This is a genomic window from Longimicrobium sp. (genome assembly GCF_036554565.1).
Taxonomy (GTDB): Bacteria; Gemmatimonadota; Gemmatimonadetes; order Longimicrobiales; family Longimicrobiaceae; genus Longimicrobium.
The window spans coordinates 1-7,449 of record NZ_DATBNB010000713.1 but is presented as its reverse complement, the minus strand read 5'-3'; the positions used below and the strand labels follow the sequence as shown (position 1 = coordinate 7,449).

Annotated in this window: 10 protein-coding genes; 3 read left to right on the top strand and 7 right to left on the bottom strand. The window is 70.5% G+C overall.

Annotation, left to right across the window (positions count from 1 at the left end):
• From VIB55_RS19960 to VIB55_RS19945, 4 genes are all read right to left on the bottom strand, one after another.
• On the bottom strand, positions 1 to 246 hold a 246-nt coding region (locus tag VIB55_RS19960; protein WP_414682037.1), incomplete at its 3' end, for a lipoyl protein ligase domain-containing protein.
• A gap of 298 nt (positions 247 to 544) precedes the next feature.
• The gene (locus VIB55_RS19955; protein WP_331878428.1) at positions 545 to 1,234 is read right to left on the bottom strand and encodes a metal-dependent hydrolase; all 690 of its coding nucleotides are present in this window, start codon (positions 1,232 to 1,234) and stop codon (positions 545 to 547) included.
• Between the two features lie 128 nt (positions 1,235 to 1,362).
• Complete coding sequence (gcvH, locus tag VIB55_RS19950) at positions 1,363 to 1,752, bottom strand: glycine cleavage system protein GcvH (protein WP_331878427.1); 390 nt, start codon at positions 1,750 to 1,752, stop codon at positions 1,363 to 1,365.
• A 72-nt stretch (positions 1,753 to 1,824) separates the two neighbouring features.
• A complete protein-coding gene (locus VIB55_RS19945; protein ID WP_331878426.1) occupies positions 1,825 to 2,571 on the bottom strand; it encodes an adenosylcobinamide-GDP ribazoletransferase in 747 nt (248 codons plus the stop codon).
• A gap of 167 nt (positions 2,572 to 2,738) precedes the next feature.
• Here VIB55_RS19945 and VIB55_RS19940 point away from each other — a divergent pair, with 167 nt between their 5' ends.
• Positions 2,739 to 3,290, top strand: coding sequence for a GNAT family protein (locus VIB55_RS19940; RefSeq protein ID WP_331878425.1), 552 nt, complete (start codon positions 2,739 to 2,741; stop codon positions 3,288 to 3,290).
• Between the two features lie 38 nt (positions 3,291 to 3,328).
• Here VIB55_RS19940 and VIB55_RS19935 read toward each other — a convergent pair whose 3' ends face one another.
• The 3 genes from VIB55_RS19935 to VIB55_RS19925 all read right to left on the bottom strand — a co-directional run bounded on the left by VIB55_RS19935 (position 3,329) and on the right by VIB55_RS19925 (position 5,230).
• Positions 3,329 to 4,075, bottom strand: a complete 747-nt coding sequence (locus VIB55_RS19935; protein WP_331878424.1) for a transporter — start codon at positions 4,073 to 4,075, stop codon at positions 3,329 to 3,331.
• Between the two features lie 138 nt (positions 4,076 to 4,213).
• Positions 4,214 to 4,762, bottom strand: coding sequence for an outer membrane beta-barrel protein (locus VIB55_RS19930; RefSeq protein WP_331878423.1), 549 nt, complete (start codon positions 4,760 to 4,762; stop codon positions 4,214 to 4,216).
• A 120-nt stretch (positions 4,763 to 4,882) separates the two neighbouring features.
• Entirely contained in the window at positions 4,883 to 5,230 is a 348-nt protein-coding gene (locus VIB55_RS19925; RefSeq protein WP_331878422.1) for an FKBP-type peptidyl-prolyl cis-trans isomerase, read from the bottom strand.
• A gap of 143 nt (positions 5,231 to 5,373) precedes the next feature.
• Between VIB55_RS19925 and VIB55_RS19920 the strand changes: the two genes are divergently transcribed.
• On the top strand, positions 5,374 to 7,146 hold the full coding sequence (locus tag VIB55_RS19920) for an amidohydrolase family protein (RefSeq protein WP_331878421.1): 1,773 nt from the start codon (positions 5,374 to 5,376) through the stop codon (positions 7,144 to 7,146).
• The coding region (locus VIB55_RS19915) for a GNAT family N-acetyltransferase (protein WP_331878420.1) at positions 7,143 to 7,449 on the top strand (307 nt) is incomplete at its 3' end. The genes VIB55_RS19920 and VIB55_RS19915, both read left to right, overlap by 4 nt.

Genomic DNA, 7,449 nt, shown 5'->3' with positions numbered 1-7,449 from the left:
GGTGGGCCGCCGGACGACGTCGATGCCGCGGCGCCGGATCTCGTCCCGGTCGGACCCGTCGGAGGGCTGGTTGCGGCCCAGCGACAGGCAGGCGGGAGTCCAGCGATAGAAGCGCAGAACGGGCATGCCCCCGGCCCGCGCGCCGTCCGCGAGGGCCTCGTCCACGGCCATGTTCCACGACCCTGGAGCGGCGGGCGTGTCGAGCAGGCGCCAGGCGGTTCGTTCGGCGTCGGTTGAGGAGAGCATGTCCGCGGATGGTAGGCCGCGGATGGTGCGGGCGTCAAGGGACGCGGGGGAGGGACTGAGGGGATCGGGCGTGGGCCGGGTCTGGTGCGACTGGCAGGTGCGGCGCTCGGGCCGGCGCCCCCCATCCCCAGCCCTTCCCCCGCAAACTGCGCGGGGGAAGGGAGCCAGTCGGGTGCGCGGGGCCAGCCGAGGCGCGAGCGAATCGTCGAAAAACGAGAGCCGCGGAGGTGCACCCTCCGCGGCTCATCCGTTCCTCCGCGCCTCCGCGTGATTCCCTCCGTCCCGGGGACGAAGCGGCTCAGAGTTCGTAGCTGCCGCCCGGCTCCAGGATCTCGACGCGCGCGGCCTCGCCCACCATCTCCCGGAAGCTCTCGGGGTTCTGGTTGATGACCTCGAAGGTGTTGTAGTGCATGGGGATGACGGTTTCCGGCTGGATCATCTCCACGGCGCGTGCGGCATCTTCCGGCCCCATGGTGAAGTTGTCGCCGATGGGCAGGATGGCCAGGTCCACGCGGCCCTGCAGCAGCTGCATGTCGGTGATCAGCGCCGTGTCGCCCGCGTGGTAGATGCTGGGCCCGCCATCCAGGCTGATCAGGAAGCCGCAGCAGTCGGTGGTGAACGCGCCTTCCTTGTCGCCGGCGATGCTGCCGGTGTGCACCGCCGGGGTCAGCTTCACGCGGCCGAAGGGAAAGAGGTACGCCCCGCCGATGTTCATCCCGTGGCCGTTCTTGACCCCCTCCTGCTGGCAGAACGACACCAGCTCGAAGGTGGAGATCACCGTGGCCCCCGTGCGCTTCGCCAGCGGAATGCAGTCGGCGAAGTGGTCGAAGTGCCCGTGCGACACCAGGATGTAATCCAGCTTGTCCACGTCCGCCGCCTTGATGTCGGCGGTGGGATTTTCATCGAGCCACGGATCGATCATGATCCGCGTGCCGTCGCCGGTCTCCAGCGTAAAGCAGGAGTGTCCGTGCCAGGTAAGGCGTGCCATCGGGGCTCCGCGGTACGTTCTGGTGATTTCAGGAGTGCGAGAGTGCGAGAGTGCGAAAGTGCGAGAGTGCGAAAGTTCAGAACGTTCTTTACTCTCGCACTTTCGCACTTGGTACTTTCGCACTGCAGTTATCCGATCAGCGCCTCGTACGCTGCGGCGTCCAGCAGCGAGTCGGCCGCGGACGGGTCGTCCAGGCGAATGCGGATCATCCACCCCTCGCCGTACGGATCGCTGTTCACCACGCCGGGGTTGGCGTCGAGGGCGGTGTTCACCTCCACAACCTCGCCCGCCAGCGGCATGAACAGGTCCGAAACCGCCTTCACCGCCTCGATCGTGCCGAACGTGCCGTGCGCGTCGAAGTGGTCTCCCGGCTTGGGCAGCTCCACGAACACGATGTCGCCCAGCTGGTCCTGGGCGTAGTCGGTGATCCCCACGGTGACTACGCCGTCCTGGCCGCCGGACGGCTTCAGGTACTCGTGGTCGCTGGTGTATCGCAGGTCCTGCGGGACGTTGGACATGTCTCTCTCCGCGCGGTTCGGGCCGGTGTGGTCGGGCGGCATACTACGGGCCGCGCCGGGGCGGGTCAACCATCATCCCCACGGAAGCAGCGCGAAGAGCGCCCCCACCTCCGCCGCCTCGCACGCCACGGCACACGCGGGCCCGTTCACGCCGGCGAAACGGTCTACCAGGAAGGCGACGGCGGCGAGCGACAGCAGGGTCCCCGCCGTCACGGCCAGCGCCGTCCGCGCCGGGTCTGGGGACGCGGCGGTGACCAGTCCCAGGATCGCCACGGCCATCCAGGTGGCCGCCCACAGCGGAACGGCGCCGCTCAGCACCGCGTCGGGCCGGTCGCGCTCGGCCGGTGCATAGGTGCGCAGCGCGTGCACCATCGCCCATCTGCCCAGCGGGGCGGCCACGAGCGGCGCGAACGCGGGGGCGTGGGACAGCGCGGACCACTTCGCCAGCATCAGCAGCACCAGCCCCACCGCGCCGAACGCGCCCAGCCCGCGGGTGCGCAGCATCCTCAACCGACGTTGCCTGCCATGCAGCGGAGAGAGCGCGGCGTCGCAGCTTCGCGCCCATCCCACCAGCGTGGTGGCGCCCGTAGCCATAGCCCACGCAGCCAGGGCCAGCGCGGCACGGGGCCCGGGCGCAACCTCCAGCAGGAGCACGGCGGCCGGGAGCAGCCCAATGCCCAGGCCGACGAGGGGATAGAAGGCGGTGGATTCGCGGAGGTCTCGCGGGTTCTCGTCTTCCCGGGGCGGCACCCGCCACAGGGTCAGCGCGCCCGCGGCCAGCCGCAGGCGGTGGATGGAACTGTGCTGATCGTATTCCACTTCGTGCGAAAGCAGGGTTCGGACGCGGCGCCGGTGGATCGGTGGGCGCGAGTCCGGCCGCATCCGCACGCACCGGGCCGGATGCGGGTGCGGACGTTGTGGAGGCAGGGGCGGATGCGCATCTTTCCGCCTCGCCAGTTCATGCCGACCGCCTCAGCCGCACCGCCGTGATCCTACGCACCAAGCGCCTGATCCTGCGCGAGTTCCAGACCGACGACTGGAAGCCCACGCACGTGTACCAGAACGATCCGCGGTACCTGCGTTTCTACGACCGCGACGCCATGTCGCCCGCAGACACGCAGGCGCTGATCTCCGCGTTCCTGGGGTTCGAAGCCGAGCGACCGCGCCGAAACACGCAGCTCGCCATCCTCCTGGCGAGCACGGGCGAGTTGATCGGCAACGTGGGCGTGCGGCGAGAGGCGCCCGCCCATCCGGTGGCGGACATCGGCTACGAGCTTGCCCCCAGGCACTGGGGGCACGGCTACGCCACGGAGGCCGCGCGGGCCATGCGCGACTGGGCGTTCGGCGACGAGGGGCTGGCGCGGCTTCACGCGCACTGCATCGCCGACAACGCCGCGTCCGCGCGCGTGCTGGAAAAGCTGGGAATGCGCCGCGAAGGCCTGCTGCGCGACCACGTCTTTCAGAAGGGGCGCTTCTGGGACGTGCTGCTGTACGGCATCCTTCGCGACGAGTGGGCGGCGGGGGAGGGGAACGAGTAATCTAGACGCACCCTCGCGCGAGCCCGGCGGGCCGCGGATTAGAACGGGTGCTCGATGCTCAGATAGAGGAACGCGTACCGCTCCCGGCTGCTCGCCCCGACGCCGATCGGCACCGCGAGGCCCGGGACGACCTGCGTGGAGCCCAGGTTGAACGCCGCCCGCACGCCGGGAGAAATCAGCAGGCTCTCCGAGACCACGTCCCCCGCATCAGTGCGCGACCAGAGCGCTTCCACCAGCAGGTTCAACCGCGGGTGCGCCAGCCAGACGACGCTCTGCCCCAGGCTGATCTCCACCTTGGTCTCCGCCCCAGTCAGATCACCGATGTTCGGCAGCGTGACGCCCGCATTGGTGTGCGCCGCGAACGCGGGTGACAGCGCCACGCTCACCGGCAGTCCGACCGCCAACCCGGCGTTCCCCGCGCCGAACGCATCGTGCCCCGTCGGGAGGATGGCCGTTACGCTGGGCGCCACCGCCACGCGACCGCTCAGCAGCTGATACCGGTACTGCACCTCGACGTCGCCCCAGCGCGTCTCGTCGTGCAGCCGCAGCAGGGGGAGCGTGTAGCTGATCTGGTGGCGCTCGCTGAAGAGCGGCCACTCCTGCGTGAACCCCAGCTCGACGACGCCATCGCCGCCCATCACCGTGGCGATGTGCTGAACCACCCGCGCCTCCTGGTTGTACGCCTCCTCCAGGAGAAAGCTGTTGTCGGAGATGGGCGTCTGCGCATTCAGACGGGCGCCGACGGCCAGGCACAGCAGCAGGGTGGCGCGGCGGATCGGGAGCATGTCGTCACGAGTCGAACGTGGAAATTAGATTGCTTTAAAATAGAATAGCGGAAACGTCCTGCGCGTCAACCCGCCCGGAACGAAAACGAGGGCCGGCGGATCGCTCCGCCGGCCCTCGCCCCTCCGTTCCGATGACGATCAGAACAGGGTGATGCCCACCAGGATCTGGTTGCGCTCCAGCTCGCCGCCCTGCGTGGATGCGCCGAACTCGCTCACCCGGCGGTACTGGGCGTCCAGCCCCAGCATCTGGCCCAGCTGCATCCGCGCGCCCACCTGGAACCCCAGCTGGGTGCGTTCGTCCTTGAACTCCGGGTCGGCGTCCTGCACCACCTCATCCACCGTGTACTGCCCCAGCCCGCCGTGCACGCCCACGTACGGGGTAATGGGCAGCAGCGGCAGGTCGATGAAGTAGTTCGCCTCCGCCAGCACGCCGAAACTGGTGGACTCGCGGTCGAACTCCGTCACCTTGCCGGTGGTGTAGCCCGTCACGCCGACGCCCACGCCCAGCGGCAGCACGTACTCGGCGCCCACGCTGAAGCCGTCGGCCGCGGGGGTCTGCTCCTCGTTCTTCACGTCCGAGGCGTTGAACAGGTAGTGGCCCTTGAGGGCGAATCCCGACTGCGCCTGCGCCGAACCTGCGTGCGCGGCCAGGGCCGCCGCCACCAGGAGCGCCATTCTCTTCTTCATCCGAAATCCGATCTCAGCAGGTGGTTCACCTGGACGCGGCGGGCTTCCTTTCGGATCCGCGGGTCCGACGTCGGCTCCATGTATGCCTGAACCCCGCCGAGAGTTCCACCTGCCACCGGATCAGTTGACCGCGAGCAGCTCCACGTCGAAGACCAGCGTGGCGTTGGGCGGGACCGCGGACCCCGCGCCGCGGGCGCCGTAACCCAGCTCCGGCGGAATGGTCAGCCGGCGGCGCCCGCCCACCTTCATCCCCGCCACGCCCTCGTCCCAGCCGCGGATCACCCGCCCGGCGCCCAGGGGAAACTGGAACGGCGTTCCGCGGTCGCGGCTGCTGTCGAACTTGCGGCCGTCCACCAGCGTCCCGGTGTAGTGCACGCTCACCCGGTCGCCGCTCTTCGCCTCCTGCCCCGTTCCCACCTGCTCGTCCGTGTACCGCAGCCCCGAGGGGGTCGTCGTTTCTTCAGCCACGTCTGCTCTCCCGGTCAGGTTGTTCCGTCGATGGACCGCGCTCCCGGCCGCAACACGCGTTCCGTTCCAGCCGATTGACGGCCATCCGCCTGCCGCGGTACTCTGTTCGGCGCCCCAGCAGAAACCCCGTACGCCATCCGCCGATGACCTCTCTGGCCCGTATCGCCGCCGCCGCGCTGCTCGCCGCCGCGCTTCCCTCCGCCGCGGGCGCCCAGGCGTACCCGCCCGCCCAGCGAGCGAGGGACAGCGCCCAGGCGCTCGCCGCGTTCCGAAGCAACATCGCCACCATCCACGGCCGCGACCGGCCCGCGTACCTGTCCCACTACCTGCAGAGCCCGAGGCTGGCGCGCACCGGGCCCGGCGGGGTGCAGTGGGGCTACCAGGGGATGACGGGTGGCGACCCCAACGCGTGGCCCGACACCCTGGTTGCCACCCACTACGAGGTGGTGCCGCTGGCGCCCGGCGTGGTCTACGGCACGTACCGCTACCGCGTGGCGCAGGGCGGCACCAGCTCGCGCGGCGTGTCGGAACGGGTGCTGGTCAGGCAACCGGACGGAAGCTGGAAGGTGGCCGTGAGCACCGCCTTCAACGCGCCGGGAAACGGGCCGGTGCCCGCCGTCGCCTTTACCGGGGCCACGGTCATCGACGGCACCGGCGGGGCGCCCCTGCGCGATGCGACGCTGGTGATGAGGAACGGACGGATCACCTGCGTGGGGCGGTGCGAGGTCGGGGCGGACGTGCACGCGATCGACGCACGCGGAAAGTGGATCGTCCCCGGGCTGGTGGATGCGCACGTCCACTACTCGCAGACCGGCTGGGCCGACGGCCGCCCCGATGCCCAGGACGTGCGCGCGCGGTTTCCCTACGATTCCACCGTGGCGGCGCTGGAGGCGAACCCCGAGCGCTTCTATCGCAGCTACCTGTGCTCGGGGGTCACGGCCACCTTCGACGTGGGCGGCTATCCCTGGACGTGGGGGCTGCGCCAGGGCGCCGAGGCCAGCACCTCCGCGCCGCACGTGGCGGCGGCGGGCCCGCTGCTCTCCACCCGCGACCACTGGGTGAACCTTCCCGCGTCCCGCCAGTTCGTCCACACGGCCAACGACTCGGCCACGCGCGCCGGAGCGCGGATGATCGCGCGCCACGGCAGCGACGCGGTGAAGGTGTGGTACCTGGTAGAAGGGCAGAACCCCGACACCGTGGCGCTCAAGGCATCCGTCCGCGCCGTGGCCGACGAGGCGCGCCGGGCAGGCCTGCCGCTGATCGTGCACGCTACGGGGCTGTGGGAAGCCAAGGACGCCGTTCGCGCGGGCGCCCACCTGCTGGTCCACTCGGTGGACGACGCCATCGTCGACGACGAGTTCATCCGCCTGGCGCGCGAGGCGGGGGCCATCTACACGCCCACGCTCACCGTGACGGATGGCTACCGCCAGCTGTACCAGCGCCGCTTCGATCCGCAGGGCCTGCCGATGGAGTGCGTGGACCCGGCTACGCGCGCGAAGGCCGCGCTGACGGACTCGCTTCCGGCGCGCACGCTGGGGCCCGGCTTCGCCGCCTACTTCGAGCAGATCGGCCGGACGATGAACGAGAACCTGCGCCGCGTGCACGCGGCCGGCATTCCCGTCGCCATGGGCACCGACGCCGGCAACCCGCTGACGCTGCACGGCGCGTCGGTCTACCGCGAGATGGAGGCGATGGCGCAGGCCGGGATGTCGCCCATGGACGTGCTGGTGTCCTCCACGCGCATCGCCGCGCGCGCCATGCGCAGGGACGACATCGGCACGCTGGCGCCGGAGAAGCTGGCCGACCTGGTGGTGCTCGACGCCGACCCCCTGGCCGACGTGCGCAACCTCCGTACGGTGCGCCTGGTGGTCCGCGCGGGCGAGGTGTGGACGCGCGAGGAGCTGGAATACCGGTGATCCGCCCGCTGGACCCCGCCGACGCCGCGGCGTTCCAGGCGCTGAGGCTGCGCGGCCTGAGGGAATCGCGCGAGGCGTTCGGCTCCACGTACGAGGAGGAAGCCGGGGTGCCGCTGGACGAAGTCGCCGCTCGCCTGGCGCGCGGGGCCGAGGGTGAGGACGTGGTATTCGGCGCGTTGGACGGCGAGGGCGTGCTGGTGGGTGTGGCGGGCCTTCGTCGCGACAGCCACCGAAAGGCACGGCACCGCGCCCACGTCTGGGGAATGTACGTGGCTCCCGAGGCGCGCGGGCGGGGGCTGGGCC

Coding starts and splice junctions, on each gene's coding strand:
- VIB55_RS19930 (WP_331878423.1), bottom strand. CDS start 4,762: ATGAAGAAGAGAATGGCGCTCCTGGTGGCGGCGGCCCTGGCCGCGCAC.
- VIB55_RS19920 (WP_331878421.1), top strand. CDS start 5,374: ATGACCTCTCTGGCCCGTATCGCCGCCGCCGCGCTGCTCGCCGCCGCG.
- VIB55_RS19955 (WP_331878428.1), bottom strand. CDS start 1,234: ATGGCACGCCTTACCTGGCACGGACACTCCTGCTTTACGCTGGAGACC.
- gcvH (WP_331878427.1), bottom strand. CDS start 1,752: ATGTCCAACGTCCCGCAGGACCTGCGATACACCAGCGACCACGAGTAC.
- VIB55_RS19935 (WP_331878424.1), bottom strand. CDS start 4,075: ATGCTCCCGATCCGCCGCGCCACCCTGCTGCTGTGCCTGGCCGTCGGC.